Below are 15,042 nucleotides of genomic sequence, written 5' to 3' on the forward strand. Positions count from 1 at the left end.
ATCATCCTTCCGCTAGTGACTATGGCAAGGACGTCCAGCTCGCAGCGTTTACCGTTTGCGGGGTAAAAAAAAGCAGCGGTAATGACTTACCGCTGCTGGAATCTTGCCCACACGTTCGGGTTAAACAGCTTGTTCGATCTGTTCATCCAGCAGTTGTGGAATAATATCGGCAGCATCCCGGGAAAGTTTACGTCTTTTTACTGCGCGGGACGGCGGCTGACATAAACTACAGGCGAAGCTGCCTGCAGGCTGATGAGCATGGGTAATAAAATTGCCGTCGCAGCAATTGCAGCGCGACAGTTCAAGCATTCCGCTCTCAACAAAACGCACCAGCGTCCATGCGCGGGTCAGCGCCAGCAGAGGGCCTTCTTCCTGCTGTGGGCATTGTTCAAGGTAAAGTTTGTACGCTTTGATCACGGCGTCTACGCCGCTACACAAACCGGTTTTGAGAAGATACTGCCAGGCATTACAGAACATGGAAGCGTGGATGTTCTGCTCCCAGGTCATAAACCAGTCCGTAGAAAACGGCAGCATGCCTTTCGGCGGGGGACTACCGCGTAACTCTTTATACAGTTTGATGAGGCGACCACGGCTCAGCTGAGTCTCGCTTTCCAGCATTTGTAAACGAGCACCCAGCGTAATCAGCTCCATGGCCAGCTGTATGTCACGCGCTTCCTGAACAATGCTTTTTTCGCTCATTGCTAGGCCCTTTTCTTACGGGCTGCGTCATCAGGTTGACTGATGTCGCTAAGCAAGCGAGTGGAGAGCAGGATACCGGTATGGATCTGTTGCAGATCGTCCACGCGGGATTCCTGCGTCAGACGCGTTATCGTCTGCGGATTATCAAAACGGAACTGGCACACCAGTTGATTCGTTTCCGCCAGTTTTACCATCTGCGGGAGGGTTAATCCACCCAGCATGGTTGCCATTTCTTCGTTAATACCCAGACGAAACATCGCGGACGCTTTGTCCTGACTAATTAAACGCTGCGCGAGCAGTAAATATGACAAATTGATGTCATAGATATGTTTTAGCAACTCGGATGTATGCATTGTTCCCATCCCGAATAACCAACTATTATTTTTATGCGGAAAGACCGCACCCCGTGATGTCGCCGGGAAATCACCCGGTATAAAAAAGAAAAGGCTAAATGCATAGTTGAATCTAGGTTTGTATTCATCCAAACGCGCAAGGGATGCAACGCGGTTACATCTCTTACAGGTTTTATCATTTCTTACAAATAACTAAGATTTTTCCTAATTCGACGCAAACTCTACTCGCCAGATTTGACACATACAATGCAGCCACCCTCAAATTTAAAAAAAATGTGATCCACGTCACACAATTTAAGTGAATGTTACCCATAAATCCATCAGTATGACTTCTAATTTGCTCATTTTTTAAGCAATCAGCACTGTTTTGTATTCTTAATCGACGAATACTCATGCATAAGCTTGAGAATAAGTGGCACGCAATGTGCTTTTACCCGTGCGTGCAGTATCAGCAATCGTTTACATCACGTATGCGTCAGGGACACATTTTGATTACTTCGATAAAACATAGAGTTATGCATTTCTGGCAAAAAAATTGTTTCATTGCGTGATCATTCGAAATGCGTTTATAACTTGTTAGAACGATTTAATAGTGAAAGCGAGGATTTGTGTGACTTACGTTAAGTTGTTAATTTTTTTCATTTAGGCGCATTTATCAGTTATTCTTCTTATAAGAATAATTAATGAATAATTATGATAAGCTTCACACTAATGTCGTATTCAAGTCTTGCGAAACCAGGAAATTCGCGGTAATGGTGATGAAACGCTGTCTGTCAGACATCTAAGGAGTGCGCCATGAGTTACTCCCATCTTCTTGTTTCTGTTGCCGTTTCCCCCGAAAGCCACCAGCTTGTCGCCCGGGCCGTTTCCATCGCCCGGCCGCATAATGCGCGCATCAGCCTCATTACCCTCGCGGCCGAGCCCGAGATGTACAATCAACTGGCGGCCCCGATGCTGGAAGATATTCGTGAGGTTTTGCAGGAGGAAACGCAACAGTTTCTGCGAGAGCTTGTCGAAAAAGCAGAGTACCCCATTGATGAAACCGTTATTGCGACGGGGGAACTGAATGCCCATATTCTTGATATGTGCCGCAAGCAGAATATTGATTTAGTGATTTGCGGGAACCATAACCACAGCTTTATATCGAGGGCTACCTGCGCGGCAAAATCTATTATCGCCTCAAGCCAGGTTGACGTGCTGTTAGTGCCGCTTGGGGGGGCTTAACCCCCCCAGAGGAATATCAGGCGAGTTTAGGGAAGGTCGCGATCTTTTTTTGCAGATCGCCTTCGTGACTTTGCGGGGCTATTTCGCGTAGATCCTGAATAAAACGCGCCTGCCAGTGATTTATATCGTTATTCCGGATCGTCTCCATCATTTCGGCATGGCGGGAAATTCGCTCCGTCAGCGGCATGGTCAGCGCGCGGTTGAGGGCATTTGCCACATCATCCCGATCGTAAGGGTTAACAAGCAGCGCTGAGGTCAGTTCGTTCGCTGCCCCGGCAAACTGGGAAAGCACCAGCACGCCCGGATCCGCCGGGTCCTGAGCCGCCACGTACTCTTTTGCTACCAGGTTCATCCCGTCACGCAGCGGCGTAACCAGGCCAACGTCGGCGTAGCGGAAGACCTTCATCAGGATCTTACGGTCAAAATGCTGATTCAGATAAAAGAGCGGCGTCCAGCCCAGCTGGCCGTAGCGCCCGTTGATGCGCCCTGCTTCTGTCTCCAGCTGATGACGAATATCCTGATAGGCCTGCACTTCCCCGCGCGACGTTGGCGCGATCTGGGTATAGCGGATTTTACCGTGGTGCTGAGGGTATTTATCCAGCAGCGTTTCATACGCCAGGAAGCGTTCCGGCAACCCTTTGGAATAATCCAGACGCTCTACCGAGAAGATATTCTTCACGTGCTTGAGTTCATTCTTAAGCTGGGCCAGCTTCGGCGGCAGCGGGCCCGAGGCCTGTTCCGCAATTTCGTCGGGTTCAATACCAATCGGATAGACCTCGGTGTGGAAGGTTTTGCCCCACGCCGTATGGGTTTTGCCGCCGTTGGTTACCAGGCGCGTTTTGCCTGACACGGAGTCCAGGAACGCGAGACGGTCATTTTCGGTCTGGAAGCCCAGCAGGTCATAATCACACAGCGCCTCCAGCAGTTCTTCATGCGGCGGCAGCGCGGTGAAAATTTCCGGCGTCGGGAACGGAATGTGCAGGAAGAAGCCAATCCGGTTATTGACTCCCCTTTTACGCAGCTCTCTGGCGAAGGGGAGCAGATGATAATCGTGGATCCATAAAATATCGTCTTCCTCAATTAAAGGCAGCAGTTTATCCGCCAGCAGCGCATTCACCCGCGAGTAGCCCTCGAAGGATTCACGCTGGAATTTCACCAGATCAAGACGATAGTGAAACGCAGGCCACAGGACCGCGTTGGAGAACTGCGAGTAATACTCGTCATAGTCTTTCTCTTTGAGCGCAAATGATGCCCACGTAATGTTCCCGCGCGTCACCTTTTTAAGCGGTTTCTCTTGTTCATCGATTTCACCGCTCCAGCCAAACCACAGCCCGCCAGCAGCTTTTAAGGCACCTAATACCCCTACCGCCAGGCCACCTGCACTGGCTTTTTTATCATCAGGCGGTGCAATTCGGTTAGAGACGACGACTAAGCGACCCATAATGGTTTCCCCCTTTGTTTTGCGCTATTTGTTGTTGTTGCTGGTTAGCGATATCAGAAATCCACTGCCACACGGCCTCGACATTCGCCAGACGCCATTCAGCGACAGTGTCACCAGGCCCTACCTTGACGGCGATCCCTCCGGCCTGTTTCACCACGCGAAAACCGGCCTCATCGGTCAGGTCATCGCCAAAAAATACCGGTGTACGTCCCTTAAATGGCGGTTCCGCCATAAACGCCGCAATAGCGGCCCCCTTATTGATGCCCTCAGGTTTTATCTCAACGACGCACTTCCCCGGCTGCAGCGCGAGCTGCGGATGTGCATCGGCCACGCTGCGGGCAATCGCAAAGATCGCCGCTTCGTGATGCGGAGCCTGCCGATAGTGCAAGGCGAACGCCATGCCTTTCGCTTCCAGTTCCGTGCCCGGGAGCGACGCCAGCGCCGAGGAGAGTTCAGTATGTAACGCCTGAATTAAGGTATCGGGGAGTGATACAACATGCAGTTGATCATGGATATCGCGGCGCTCCGCTCCGTGTACACCGGCCAGCGGAAAGTGGTAAGGACTGGCGAGCACATCCAGCTCGGCCATTGAGCGCCCTGAAATCAATGCCAATGCGCCCTCGTTCAGTCGAGAGAGCTGCTGCAAATTCTCTAGCACCGTATCCGGTACGACCACGTCGTCAGGATGCGGCTGGATCCCGGCGAGCGTCCCGTCGAGGTCAAAAAAGAAAGCATATTTTCCGGGCAGTACAGGCGGTGCGGTTAACAAGTCAGCCACCCTAATCCTCCTTACGGTTTACGAGAGGTAAACGCCTTTACCTCTTTCATAGCCATGTAAGTATAGACAGTGTGATGGGCCTCGCCATTTGACAACCGCCCCGCCAGCAAAACTGGCGAGGCGGTTCAGGGGTCAACTATGGTTATTAGTTGAGCAATAAAAAGTCAGCGCTGGGGTTACACGGTACGCTTCGCTTTTTGCTTGTAACGGTCGAAAATCACGGCTGCCAGCAGGATCAGGCCGCGCACGACGTACTGAGAGAACGGCGAAATATTCAACAGGTTCATGGCGTTTTCCACCGTGCCCAAAATCAGGATACCGGCCACCACATATGAGATTTTTCCGATGCCTCCCTTGAGGGAAACGCCCCCTAAAACGCACGCCGAGATGACGATCAGCTCATAACCGATAGACGTCATTGGCTGGCCGCTGGTCATACGCGACGCCAGAATAATCCCCGCCGCGGCGGAGACCAGCCCGGAGAGCACGAAGATAATAATCTTGGTGCGTACAACCGGCACCCCTGCCAGACGGGCCGCTTCTTCATTGCCGCCGATCGCCAGCGTATTACGGCCAAAGGTGGTGCGGTTCAGCAGGAAGCCGAACAGGATCAGGCAGGCCACGGTGAGCCAGATAGGCGCAGGCAGGCCCAGCCAGTTGGCGTAGCCCAGCGTAAAGAAGCGCTCGTCTTCAATCCCTACCGCTTTACCGTCGGAGATGATATAGGCCAGACCGCGGACTATCTGCATCGTTGCAAGCGTGGTAATCAGGGCATTAATCTTCAGGCGTGCGATAACAAAACCGTTCACCAGACCGCTGATCACGCCGAGCAACAGACCGGCAAAAACGCCAATCCACAGGCTTTCCGTCATGTTGATCACCACCGCCGTGGTGACGCCCGCGCAGGCGATAACCGAGGCCACCGACAGGTCGAAATCACCGGAGGCCAGACAGAAGAGCATGCCGCAGGCCACCATGCCGGACATGGAAATCGCCAGTCCCAGCCCTTTCATATTAATGAAGGTGGCAAAATTAGGGACGAAGATTGCACAGGCGATGAAGAGTGCGGCAAAGACCACCAGCATGCCGTACTGATCCCAGATACGTCCAAAACTAAAAGCCGACTTCGGCGCTCCGGATGTAGTAACAGAGGACATCATTAACTCCTTACTCAGGCGACAGCCTGGCTGACTTTAGGCATGGCGAGGTTCAACGCCTGTTGTTCATTCGCCTGTTCATGAAGTAATTCACCGGCGATTTCGCCTTCGCGCATCACTACAATGCGGTCAGCAACGCCAAGCACCTCAGGCAGATCGCTGGAGGCGAACAGCACCGCCACGCCGCGTTTTGCCAGTTCATATATCACGTTGTAAATCTCGTGTTTTGCGCCCACATCGATACCGCGCGTCGGCTCGTCCAGCAGAATGACCTTCATATCCTCCGACAGCCAGCGGCCTAAAATGGCCTTCTGCTGGTTTCCTCCTGACAGATTCATAATCAGCTGTTCTGGTCCCGGCGTTTTGATATTCAGCGAGCGAATATGATGGTCGGCGTTGCTCGACTCCCAGCCGTCGTTAATCAGGCAACCCGCGCGGATAAATTTACGCCGGGCGGAAATGTTGATGTTGTCGCGCACCGAATGCACCGGAATGATCCCCTCCGCCTTGCGGTCTTCCGGGCAGAGCATCATCCCGGCCCTGATTGCGTGGGCGGGTTTCTGGATATCCACCAGCTCGCCGTCAATGGAGACCTGCCCTGCGGTAATGCGTGTACCGCCGAACAGCCCTTTCATCAGCTCGCTGCGCCCCGCCCCAACAAGGCCAAACAGACCGACGATCTCACCGCTGCGTACGGATAACGAAACCGGCTTTCGCACGCCCGGCGCTTTGACGTTGTCCAGACGCAGGCGCTCGGGGCCGTACTCGCGCGGTTTCCAGTGATAGATATCGCCCAGATCGCGCCCGACCATCGCCTGAACAAGCTGATCATGGTTAACCTGCTGCATATCGGTAAAGGTGCGCACATAGCGCCCATCCTTAAATACGGTGATGGCATCGCTCAGGGCAAATATCTCCTCCATGCGGTGCGAGACGTACAAAATGGTGCGGCCTTCCTGGCGCAGCTCGCGGATCACGCGGAACAGGTTTTCGATTTCACGCGCGGAGAGCGAACTGGTGGGTTCATCAAAGGCAATAACCCTGGCGTTACGCGCCAGCGCCTTGGCAATTTCAACCATCTGCCACTGGCCGATGGAGAGGTATTTCAGCGGGGTCTGGGGATCGACGTCCAGACCAAGATGCTTAAGCTGCAGCCCCGCTTCATAATTAAGTAGCGAACGATTTACCACGCCGCTTTTGTGCGGAAGCTGGCCTAAATAGATGTTTTCGGCCACGGTCATCTCAGGGATGAGGTGCAGTTCCTGATAGATAATGGCGACGCCGGCGTTGAGCGCCGCCGTGGTATCGGCAAAGGCCACCTCTTCACCGCGAATGGCCAGCGTGCCGGTTGTTGGCGCGTAGTTGCCGCTGAGGATTTTTAGCAGCGTGGATTTCCCCGCTCCGTTTTCCCCCATCAGGGCATGAACCTGGCCGGCATAGCAGTCGAAGCTGATATCGGTCAGCGCGTTAACACCGGGAAACGTTTTCCCGATGCCGCGAAAAGAGAGATACGGATTAGACTGTTGCATAACGACTCCGTGATTCCTGTAGTGTGTACGTCTGGCCCCTTACGGCGAGTAAGGGGCACAATCACAGCGTATTACTTACCGCCCAGTCCCTTTTTCGCCAGTTCCTCTTTGAAGTTGTCGCGGGTAATCAGCACCACGTCGGTCACTTCGGTAAATTTCGGCGGTTCAGCCCCTTTGGTGACCCAGTTGTAGAGCATTTCGCTGGATTTGTAGCCGTGAACGTCCGGGCTTGGCAGCAGAGAGCCGTAGAAGCCGGTGGCCTGCGCTTTGGACAGCTCGCTCACCGCATCCACGCCGTTGATGCCGATCCCGATAACGTCAGGCGCCTTGAAGCCCTGACCTTCCGTCGCGCGCACGCCGCCCAGCACGGTGTTGTCGTTCATGCCGACCACCAGCCAGTGCTTCACTTCCGGGTGCTGGACCAGCATAGAGTTCGCCGCGTCAAAGGCGCCCGGGATGTCGTTAGATTTGGTTGGCACTTTATAGATCTGTTTTTCAGGGAAGCCGGCCGCTTTCAGCGCGTCCATTGATCCGGTCGTACGACGACGCGCCGTGTCCAGCTCGTCTGCGGTGATGGCCATGACGGCGGTCTCTTTCACATCCCAGCCGCGTTTCTGCATCTCTTTATAAAGCTCCTGCCCCTGACGTTCACCGATTTTGGTCGCCGCCATCATGACCAGCGGAACGCTGTCCATCGGTTTGCCTTTGGCGTTAACGAACTGATCGTCAACCGCAATAACCTTCATGTCGTAACCGCGGGCTTTCGCCGCAATTGCCGATCCGAGTTTTGGATCCGGCGTGCAGATAACAAAGCCTTTCGCGCCGCTGGCCGCCAGGCTGTCGATGGCGTTCAGGGTTTTTTCACCGTCCGGCACGGCGATTTTAATCACTTCAAAACCTAAATCTTTTCCGGCTTTATCAGCGAATTTCCATTCGGTCTGGAACCAGGGTTCTTCCGGCTGTTTTACCAAAAAACCGAGTTTTAAATTCTCAGCGATAGCGGATTGTGACATAACGGCAGCCAGACCGATGGCCGCCAGCGCTTTAGTAAATTTGTGCATGGTAAACTCCAGCTTTAGCATTCTTTTCTGTAGGGAAGATTTGCGTGCTTCTTATTTAATCGGACTTAAAACAAGGCATTAGCGCTTACCTCGTCATAAGCGTTATTGCTGGTGATAGTTTTAGCGGGAAATTAATCATCCATAAGAGAGCCCCATCACACCGCAGAATTACAGTAATTGCGTACATAAATTCAGCGAAAAATGACATAAAAATGGCAGGAATTGTCTGACAAATGAAAGCAGGGTAAGCAGAATTATCCATAAGATTAGCTAAGAAATCCCTGATGCCTTACGGCGGATGTCGCTGCGGCTCTCCCCCTGACGGGGATCCATGGTTTTCATCAAAAAAATGAACGCGTCATGAAAAGGCGTTATTCCGTTAAAATTGACTTAGCGCAAATTCAGCAACGCATCATATATTTGAAATGAATAATCTGTATTTATTTTTCTTACAGAGCATTATTCCGGCTAAATGTTCACGAAAGTAAATCAGTATCCCCCTAAAGACACTTATCCTTTAATATCAACAGGTTAATAAAATTTCCTTTGATGGCTATATATTTGTATTTTTGTACTATATTAAACTTTGTAATGTATGGTAAACACAGCCTAATTAAGAGTTTTCTTAATCCTGAGACAAAGGTATGCTTATTTATATCGAACACAGGAAGTGAATTTCGATCGATTTTAGTCACTGCAAAAATTGCAATTCTGTTTTTCTTCGTATTTGCCTGGCTGTCAGGTTAAGCAGCGGACATCACGTCCCACAGTCTATAAGGATATGAGTATGGCTACCCAAACGATGATGCAAAAACTTAACGCGCAGATGAACCTTGAGTTCTACGCCTCGAACCTGCACCTTCACTTAAGTGCATGGTGTTCTGAAAAAAGTTTCACGGGCTCTGCCACGTTCTTTCGTTCACAGGCACAAAGCAACGTCACCCATATGATGCGCGTCTTTAACTTCCTGAAGGCCGCGGGGGCTAACCCGGTTGTTAAAGCCCTTGATGGGATCAACGAAAATTACTCTTCTCTGGAAGAACTGTTCCAGAAAACGCTGGAAGAACATGAGCAGCGCTGTACGACGCTCAACAAGCTGGCCGATGAAGCCAGAGCACAGCATGACATCATCACTCTTAAATTTTTACGCGATATGGATAAAGAACAGCAGCAGGACGGTATGCTGCTGAAAACGCTGGCGGATGAGATCCACAATGCGCGCCAGGCCGGTTTACGCCCCGAGCAAGCCGACCGCCACCTGCTCGATCTTGTGACGGTGCAGCACCACTAAGCGTTTAACCTGCCTTTGCCCTGGTTCAGGGAGGCAGGTTCCTTCTTATCTCCCCAACCCTCTGCTTTTGCTGAAATTTAACAAATCAGATCTCGCTCTCAATGATTAACCCTACAAAATGTAATGATTTATTTAATTACATAATCATTGACGAGGGAAAAGCATGATCACCATTGAGTTTGTTGTCATTCTCCTCTGCCTGCTGACGGGAACACGTTTCGGCGGCATGGGGCTTGGGTTAATCAGCGGTATTGGCCTTTTTATTTTGTGTTTTGTCTTTGGGCTCCAGCCCGGCAAGCCTCCGGTTGACGTCATGTTAACCATTCTCGCGGTGATAGGCTGTGCCGCTACCCTGCAGACCGCGGGTGGCCTCAACGTCATGATGCAGTTTGCTGAACGCCTGCTGCGCAAACACCCGCAGCACATCACGCTTCTCGCCCCTTTTACCACCTGGATGCTGACCTTTCTGTGCGGCACCGGGCACGTGGTCTACACCATGTTCCCCATCATTGCGGATATCGCCCTGAAAAAAGGGATCCGCCCGGAACGCCCAATGGCGGTGGCATCGGTGGCATCCCAGATGGGGATCACCGCGTCTCCGGTTTCCGTCGCCGTTGTGTCGCTGGTCTCCATCCTGGCCGCACAGCATGGGATTGGGCACGCGTGGGGGATCCTGGAAATCCTCGCCGTATCGGTTCCCGCTTCGCTTTTCGGCGTCGCGATCGCGGCCCTGTGGAGTTTACGTCGGGGGAAAGATTTGGCTGATGACGGGGAGTTTCAGGAGAAACTGAAAGATCCCAAACAGCGCGAGTTTATCTATGGTGGCACGGAGACGTTAATGAACCAGCGTTTTCCGAAGCAGGCCTACTGGTCGACATGGATTTTCTTTGCCGGTATTGCGGTGGTAGTCCTGCTCGGGGCTTTCCCCGAACTGCGCCCGGCCTTCGAGCTGAAGGGTAAAATGACGGCCCTGTCGATGAACCTCGTCATTCAGATGATGATGCTCATCGCCGGTGCCGTGATGCTGATGGCCTGCAAGGTCAATGCCTCAGCCATCTCAAACGGTGCGGTATTCAAGGCCGGTATGGTGGCGATCTTCTCGGTGTTCGGGGTGGCGTGGATGAGCGATACCTTTTTCCAGGCGCATCTCGATGAGTTAAAGCTGGCACTGGAAGGGGTGGTGAAAAGCCATCCGTGGACGTATGCCATCGTGCTTTTCCTGGTGTCGAAGCTGGTAAACAGCCAGGCGGCGGCCCTGACGGCCGTGGCGCCGATGGGATTGATGTTGGGCATCGATCCAAAAATGCTGATCGCCTTCTTCCCGGCGTCCTACGGCTATTTTGTTCTGCCGACCTACCCGAGTGATTTAGCCTGCATCGGCTTTGACCGCTCGGGAACAACCCGCATCGGCAAATTCATCATTAACCACAGCTTTATTCTGCCGGGGCTAATTGGCGTGAGCTGCGCCTGCGCGGCGAGCTACCTGCTGGTCCAGACCTTCTTTTAACGTTTTCAACGGGCGACACGCGCGGTCGCCCGTTCGCGTTTTAATGAGACTCGCCCTGCGGCGTAAAGCGCAGTTCAATCAGCGCGATGGCTTTCTGGATCGCGCGAAGCGTCACCGGGTCGGCAGCCGCGGGATGGCTGGCAAAATCGATGTTTTTCAGCTGCGTGGACATCTTCTCGCGCACTTCAACCGGTGCAATAACGTCCAGAACATCAAGAATTTGCTTGATAACCAGCTGACAGGCGACAACGTCAGAGACCAGTTCCTGATCGGCGCTCAGGTTTTGTGACATGGGGCTTTCTCCTTATTCAAAGGCCGCCATAGTATCAAAACGTGGCCCGTGACATCTGCCCTTCATTGCCGCAGGACACAAAAAAACCCGCCGAAGCAGGTTTTTTTATCAGAACATGGCGCCAGGCGGCACGTCTTTAAAAGTGCGGCAGTAATTGGCCCACATACTTTTCAGGATTTTGCGCAGTTTCATTGTGATGCTCCATTAACTTGTTATACAACTTTATCGTCAATGTGCCTATAATATGACCATCGTCACAAAAATCAATATTTTTGTGACGCATATCACAATTTAAACTGCGCAGTGCGCATTAACCCACGATACTGCGAACAAAATCCTCGATCGCCTTATCCTGGCAATTTTCAAAGAAGCACTGCTGGAAACGCGGGCCAGAAACAGCGGTCTTCACCAGCTCAGGATCGATGGCGCGCAGCGAGTCAAGATAGTTATCTTTTACCACGGCCGCTTTTACCTGGTTCAGAATACCGGCATTACGCACCTGCGGCTCTTTACGCTCTGGAGGATAACCCTCCCCTTTTCGGCCGGTAAACGCCTTTTCAAAGATAAAGCGAACGTTTAGCTCCGCTCCCCAGCCAAACCCTTTGGCAAAAGGCAGAGAGAGCGCATTGCCGTTATTGATTTGCGCGAAGAGAAACGCGTCTGCGGGATCGATGCAGTAGCCGCATATCACGCCAGGGTGGATGTTTAACGACATCAGCGCCCCCTGCCCGGTGCCGCAGCCGGTGACCACAAAATCCACCGCTTTCGCATTCAGCAAAATGCTCGCCATAATGCCCAGGTGGATGTAGGTCAGGTGATGATCGTTTTCGTCGCTCATACCCACGTTGTAAACCGGGAACCCTTTTTCATCGGCTACCGTTTTCAGCTCTTTTAATATGACTGGGTTTTTAGCCGCCTGGCTGTTTTCCATCATCAGTGCAATTTTCATCGTGTCTCTCCAGAATGCGCTGCGGGCGCTCCCCGCCATGGATACCTGTTCCCGTTCATTCTGGCATCAAATAAACAGACTTTCAAAGTAAATGAAATGGAGTTTTAAAAATATAATGCGCGCTCACAATTTTGTGAAGGGGAGGATCTACGTCGTCCGTTGCAAAGAGTGAGGGTAGATCGTCCGGCTATTCCTGGCATTGCAGCGGGCATCTGCGGGTACGATAACGTATTTCCATCCACTCAGAGCGAACCATGAAAAGAGCCATCGTAGCCGCTACAGTCCTGCTGCTCGCGGGATGCAGCGTTAAACGCCAGGCGGAAATCAGCAGCCTCGACGCGCCGAACGGCATTGTCCGCCTCGACTATGGCCAGGCCGTGCTGCAAAACGCCTGGTCCGATGAATATGTTAATAACGGTACCGCGGTAAAAGCCTGTCAGAACATGGGCTATGCCACCGCCTCTGCCTACGGGCAGCCGGTCAAAACCTGTACCCTGACAAGCGGCTCTTTGTGCCTGAACGAGAGCGTTACTATCCAGTATAAGTGCATGGGGTATGCAGTTAACCCTAAGGCAAATAATCCCTGGTATTAATCAAAGCTGCCAGCGTTTGCTGGCGCTTTATTTAACTAAGAACAAAAATAATTCGCATTAATAAAAATAAATATCGCCAATGCGTTTTATTCCCATTCGTATTTTAAACGAACAAATATTTAATTTTACGTTTTGCAAATAATTAAATAACAAATTATAGTGTCGCTCATTATGAACCCGTAATAATAATCCGGAGCGCCACCATGCTGAAAACTGAAATGATCGACAAGCTCAATGCACAAATGAACCTTGAGCTCTATTCATCCCTTCTCTACCAGCAGATGAGCGCCTGGTGCAGCTATCACAGCTTTGAAGGTGCGGCCGCGTTTCTGCGTCGTCACGCCCAGGAAGAGATGACCCACATGCAGCGCCTGTTTGATTATCTGACCGATACGGGCAGCCTGCCGCGCATCGAGAACGTGGCATCGCCTTTTGCTGAATATAATTCTCTCGACGAACTGTTCCGCGCCACCTACGAGCACGAACAGCTGATCACCCAGAAAATTAACGAACTGGTTCATGCGGCAATGATCGGCCAGGATTATCCAACCTTTAATTTCCTGCAGTGGTACGTTGCGGAACAACACGAAGAAGAGAAGCTGTTTAAATCCGTGCTGGATAAATTATCCCTGGTGGGTAAATCCGGCGAAGGACTTTACTTTATTGATAAAGAACTGTCGACTCTCGATACGCAGAATTAATATCAGCGCGGTGCCGGTTTCCGGCGCCGCGTTAATTTACCTTTCCCTGCATTAAAACACGCATTTTATTCCCCATACGCCCTATTTACGTCACGCCTGACCGTCGCCCCACTCAGGATGAGCAGTAGCGCAATACGTAAACCTTTCATTACACGCCTTGTAACGGTGGTTTGACGAATTACCGCTTTTGCCTTACTCTGCGCCGCAGATTTTGTTGCGGTTAAGCGTCGTTGTAGAGGAAAGCGTGAAGAACAGAACCCTGGGAAGTATTTTTATCGTCGCCGGAACGACGATTGGCGCAGGAATGCTGGCAATGCCTCTGGCTGCCGCGGGAGTGGGATTTGGGATGACCCTGCTGCTGCTTGGCACGCTCTGGGCATTAATGTGCTATACCGCACTGCTGCTGCTTGAGGTTTACCAGCATGTGCCCGCCGATACCGGGCTGGGTTCGCTGGCGGCGCGCTATCTGGGACGCTACGGCCAGTGGATCACCGGCTTTAGCATGATGTTCCTGATGTACGCCCTCACGGCCGCGTATATCAGCGGTGCCGGGGAGCTAATCGCCTCCAGCGTCAACGACTGGTTTGGCTCTGACATTACCCCTGCAACGGGGGCTATCTTCTTTGCGCTTATTGGCGGCGGCGTGGTCTGCGTGGGCACATCGCTGGTCGATCTCTTTAACCGTTTTCTCTTCAGCGCCAAAATTCTGTTTCTGGTTGTCATGCTGGCGCTGCTGGCACCACACGTGCACAAGGTGAACCTGCTGACGCTGCCGCTGGAGCAAGGGCTGGCGCTTTCCGCCATCCCGGTCATTTTCACCTCGTTTGGCTTCCACGGCAGCGTGCCGAGCATCGTCAGCTATATGCACGGTGATGTCCGCAAGCTGCGTCGTGTGTTTGTTATCGGCAGCGCCATTCCGCTGATCGCCTACATTTTCTGGCAGCTGGTGACGCTGGGTAGCATTGACTCTTCAACCTTCGTCGGGCTGATGGCGCAGCACGCTGGCCTGAACGGTTTTCTGTTGTCGCTGCGCGAGGTGGTCACCTCGCCGCACGTGGAGCTGGCGGTTCACCTGTTTGCCGACCTGGCGCTCGCGACCTCGTTCCTGGGCGTAGCGCTCGGCCTGTTCGATTACCTGGCCGACCTGTTCCAGCGTCGCAATACTGCCGCCGGGCGGTTACAGACCGGAGCCATTACCTTCCTGCCGCCGCTGGCGTTTGCGCTGTTTTACCCTCGCGGGTTTGTGATGGCGCTGGGCTACGCGGGGGTGGCGCTCTCTGTCCTGGCCCTGCTGCTCCCTTCCCTGCTGGCGTGGAAAAGCCGTCAGCAGCATCCTCAGCAAGGATATCGCGTCGCGGGAGGAAAACCGCTGCTGTGCGTTGTGTTTGGCTGCGGGGTAATGATTATTCTGGTGCAGGTGTTGATTGCCGCCGGGATGCTGCCGGAAGTGGGTTAAAGATAAAAGGG

The 15,042-nt window shown here is 52.5% G+C and carries 16 protein-coding genes; 6 read left to right on the plus strand and 10 right to left on the minus strand.

Translation table 11 applies throughout. The annotated features are described in order from the left end of the window. Nucleotides 1–120: 120 nt before the first annotated feature. Together flhC and flhD are read right to left on the minus strand one after the other, a co-directional pair. Complete coding sequence (gene flhC / locus ACMGGH_RS19685) at nt 121–699, minus strand: flagellar transcriptional regulator FlhC (protein ID WP_013096051.1); 579 nt, start codon at nt 697–699, stop codon at nt 121–123. Nucleotides 700–701: 2 nt separating this feature from the next. Next, nucleotides 702–1,052 (minus strand): flagellar transcriptional regulator FlhD, encoded by a 351-nt coding sequence (gene flhD, locus ACMGGH_RS19690; RefSeq protein WP_028013654.1) that lies wholly within the window; start codon nt 1,050–1,052, stop codon nt 702–704. A 795-nt stretch (nt 1,053–1,847) separates the two neighbouring features. On the opposite strand from flhD, the gene uspC reads away from it, so the two are divergent. Beyond that, nucleotides 1,848–2,276: a universal stress protein UspC gene (uspC, locus tag ACMGGH_RS19695; protein ID WP_047362802.1), complete on the plus strand. Its 429-nt coding sequence runs from the start codon at nt 1,848–1,850 to the stop codon at nt 2,274–2,276. Between the two features lie 16 nt (nt 2,277–2,292). Here uspC and otsA read toward each other — a convergent pair whose 3' ends face one another. From otsA to araF, 5 genes are all read right to left on the minus strand, one after another. After that, the gene (otsA, locus tag ACMGGH_RS19700) at nt 2,293–3,717 is read right to left on the minus strand and encodes an alpha,alpha-trehalose-phosphate synthase (RefSeq protein WP_232948489.1); all 1,425 of its coding nucleotides are present in this window, start codon (nt 3,715–3,717) and stop codon (nt 2,293–2,295) included. Continuing rightward, complete coding sequence (gene otsB, locus ACMGGH_RS19705; protein WP_028013657.1) at nt 3,692–4,495, minus strand: trehalose-phosphatase; 804 nt, start codon at nt 4,493–4,495, stop codon at nt 3,692–3,694. Before otsB ends, otsA begins: the two co-directional genes overlap by 26 nt. A 176-nt stretch (nt 4,496–4,671) precedes the next feature. Then, nucleotides 4,672–5,652: an arabinose ABC transporter permease AraH gene (gene araH / locus ACMGGH_RS19710; RefSeq protein WP_032644894.1), complete on the minus strand. Its 981-nt coding sequence runs from the start codon at nt 5,650–5,652 to the stop codon at nt 4,672–4,674. A gap of 14 nt (nt 5,653–5,666) precedes the next feature. Continuing rightward, nucleotides 5,667–7,181 carry an L-arabinose ABC transporter ATP-binding protein AraG gene (araG, locus tag ACMGGH_RS19715; RefSeq protein ID WP_232948488.1) on the minus strand — a complete coding sequence of 505 codons (1,515 nt, stop codon included), beginning with the start codon at nt 7,179–7,181 and terminating at the stop codon, nt 5,667–5,669. 71 nt (nt 7,182–7,252) lie between these two features. Beyond that, the gene (gene araF, locus ACMGGH_RS19720) at nt 7,253–8,242 is read right to left on the minus strand and encodes an arabinose ABC transporter substrate-binding protein AraF (RefSeq protein WP_008500409.1); all 990 of its coding nucleotides are present in this window, start codon (nt 8,240–8,242) and stop codon (nt 7,253–7,255) included. A 787-nt stretch (nt 8,243–9,029) separates the two neighbouring features. On the opposite strand from araF, the gene ACMGGH_RS19725 reads away from it, so the two are divergent. Both ACMGGH_RS19725 and ACMGGH_RS19730 read left to right on the plus strand, forming a co-directional pair. After that, nucleotides 9,030–9,533 carry a non-heme ferritin-like protein gene (locus tag ACMGGH_RS19725; protein ID WP_219358362.1) on the plus strand — a complete coding sequence of 168 codons (504 nt, stop codon included), beginning with the start codon at nt 9,030–9,032 and terminating at the stop codon, nt 9,531–9,533. A 163-nt stretch (nt 9,534–9,696) separates the two neighbouring features. Beyond that, on the plus strand, nt 9,697–11,040 hold the full coding sequence (locus ACMGGH_RS19730; RefSeq protein ID WP_232948487.1) for an anaerobic C4-dicarboxylate transporter: 1,344 nt from the start codon (nt 9,697–9,699) through the stop codon (nt 11,038–11,040). 40 nt (nt 11,041–11,080) lie between these two features. On the opposite strand, the gene ACMGGH_RS19735 is transcribed toward ACMGGH_RS19730, so the two are convergent. From ACMGGH_RS19735 to ACMGGH_RS19745, 3 genes are all read right to left on the minus strand, one after another. After that, entirely contained in the window at nt 11,081–11,332 is a 252-nt protein-coding gene (locus ACMGGH_RS19735) for a DUF2766 family protein (RefSeq protein ID WP_008500405.1), read from the minus strand. A 108-nt stretch (nt 11,333–11,440) separates the two neighbouring features. After that, nucleotides 11,441–11,524, minus strand: a complete 84-nt coding sequence (gene azuC, locus ACMGGH_RS19740) for a stress response protein AzuC (protein WP_014884364.1) — start codon at nt 11,522–11,524, stop codon at nt 11,441–11,443. A gap of 118 nt (nt 11,525–11,642) precedes the next feature. Then, entirely contained in the window at nt 11,643–12,281 is a 639-nt protein-coding gene (locus ACMGGH_RS19745) for an RpiB/LacA/LacB family sugar-phosphate isomerase (RefSeq protein ID WP_028013662.1), read from the minus strand. 254 nt (nt 12,282–12,535) lie between these two features. Between ACMGGH_RS19745 and yecR the strand changes: the two genes are divergently transcribed. From yecR to tyrP, 3 genes are all read left to right on the plus strand, one after another. Then, on the plus strand, nt 12,536–12,874 hold the full coding sequence (gene yecR / locus ACMGGH_RS19750; protein WP_041909409.1) for a YecR family lipoprotein: 339 nt from the start codon (nt 12,536–12,538) through the stop codon (nt 12,872–12,874). Between the two features lie 203 nt (nt 12,875–13,077). Further along, a complete protein-coding gene (gene ftnA, locus ACMGGH_RS19755) occupies nt 13,078–13,575 on the plus strand; it encodes a non-heme ferritin (protein ID WP_028013664.1) in 498 nt (165 codons plus the stop codon). A 244-nt stretch (nt 13,576–13,819) separates the two neighbouring features. Further along, the gene (gene tyrP, locus ACMGGH_RS19760) at nt 13,820–15,031 is read left to right on the plus strand and encodes a tyrosine transporter TyrP (RefSeq protein ID WP_193051461.1); all 1,212 of its coding nucleotides are present in this window, start codon (nt 13,820–13,822) and stop codon (nt 15,029–15,031) included. Nucleotides 15,032–15,042: the final 11 nt, after the last annotated feature.

Source organism: Enterobacter sp. BNK-16, assembly GCF_048684955.1.
GTDB classification, from domain to species: Bacteria; Pseudomonadota; Gammaproteobacteria; order Enterobacterales; family Enterobacteriaceae; genus Enterobacter; species Enterobacter bugandensis.

Bases quoted from the DNA above. Each gene is read 5' to 3' on its own strand.
- flhD (WP_028013654.1), bottom strand. From the start codon at position 1,052: ATGCATACATCCGAGTTGCTAAAACATATCTATGACATCAATTTGTCA.
- yecR (WP_041909409.1), top strand. From the start codon at position 12,536: ATGAAAAGAGCCATCGTAGCCGCTACAGTCCTGCTGCTCGCGGGATGC.
- araG (WP_232948488.1), bottom strand. From the start codon at position 7,181: ATGCAACAGTCTAATCCGTATCTCTCTTTTCGCGGCATCGGGAAAACG.
- azuC (WP_014884364.1), bottom strand. From the start codon at position 11,524: ATGAAACTGCGCAAAATCCTGAAAAGTATGTGGGCCAATTACTGCCGC.
- ftnA (WP_028013664.1), top strand. From the start codon at position 13,078: ATGCTGAAAACTGAAATGATCGACAAGCTCAATGCACAAATGAACCTT.
- uspC (WP_047362802.1), top strand. From the start codon at position 1,848: ATGAGTTACTCCCATCTTCTTGTTTCTGTTGCCGTTTCCCCCGAAAGC.
- araF (WP_008500409.1), bottom strand. From the start codon at position 8,242: ATGCACAAATTTACTAAAGCGCTGGCGGCCATCGGTCTGGCTGCCGTT.
- otsA (WP_232948489.1), bottom strand. From the start codon at position 3,717: ATGGGTCGCTTAGTCGTCGTCTCTAACCGAATTGCACCGCCTGATGAT.
- araH (WP_032644894.1), bottom strand. From the start codon at position 5,652: ATGTCCTCTGTTACTACATCCGGAGCGCCGAAGTCGGCTTTTAGTTTT.
- flhC (WP_013096051.1), bottom strand. From the start codon at position 699: ATGAGCGAAAAAAGCATTGTTCAGGAAGCGCGTGACATACAGCTGGCC.
- ACMGGH_RS19730 (WP_232948487.1), top strand. From the start codon at position 9,697: ATGATCACCATTGAGTTTGTTGTCATTCTCCTCTGCCTGCTGACGGGA.
- ACMGGH_RS19725 (WP_219358362.1), top strand. From the start codon at position 9,030: ATGGCTACCCAAACGATGATGCAAAAACTTAACGCGCAGATGAACCTT.
- ACMGGH_RS19735 (WP_008500405.1), bottom strand. From the start codon at position 11,332: ATGTCACAAAACCTGAGCGCCGATCAGGAACTGGTCTCTGACGTTGTC.
- ACMGGH_RS19745 (WP_028013662.1), bottom strand. From the start codon at position 12,281: ATGAAAATTGCACTGATGATGGAAAACAGCCAGGCGGCTAAAAACCCA.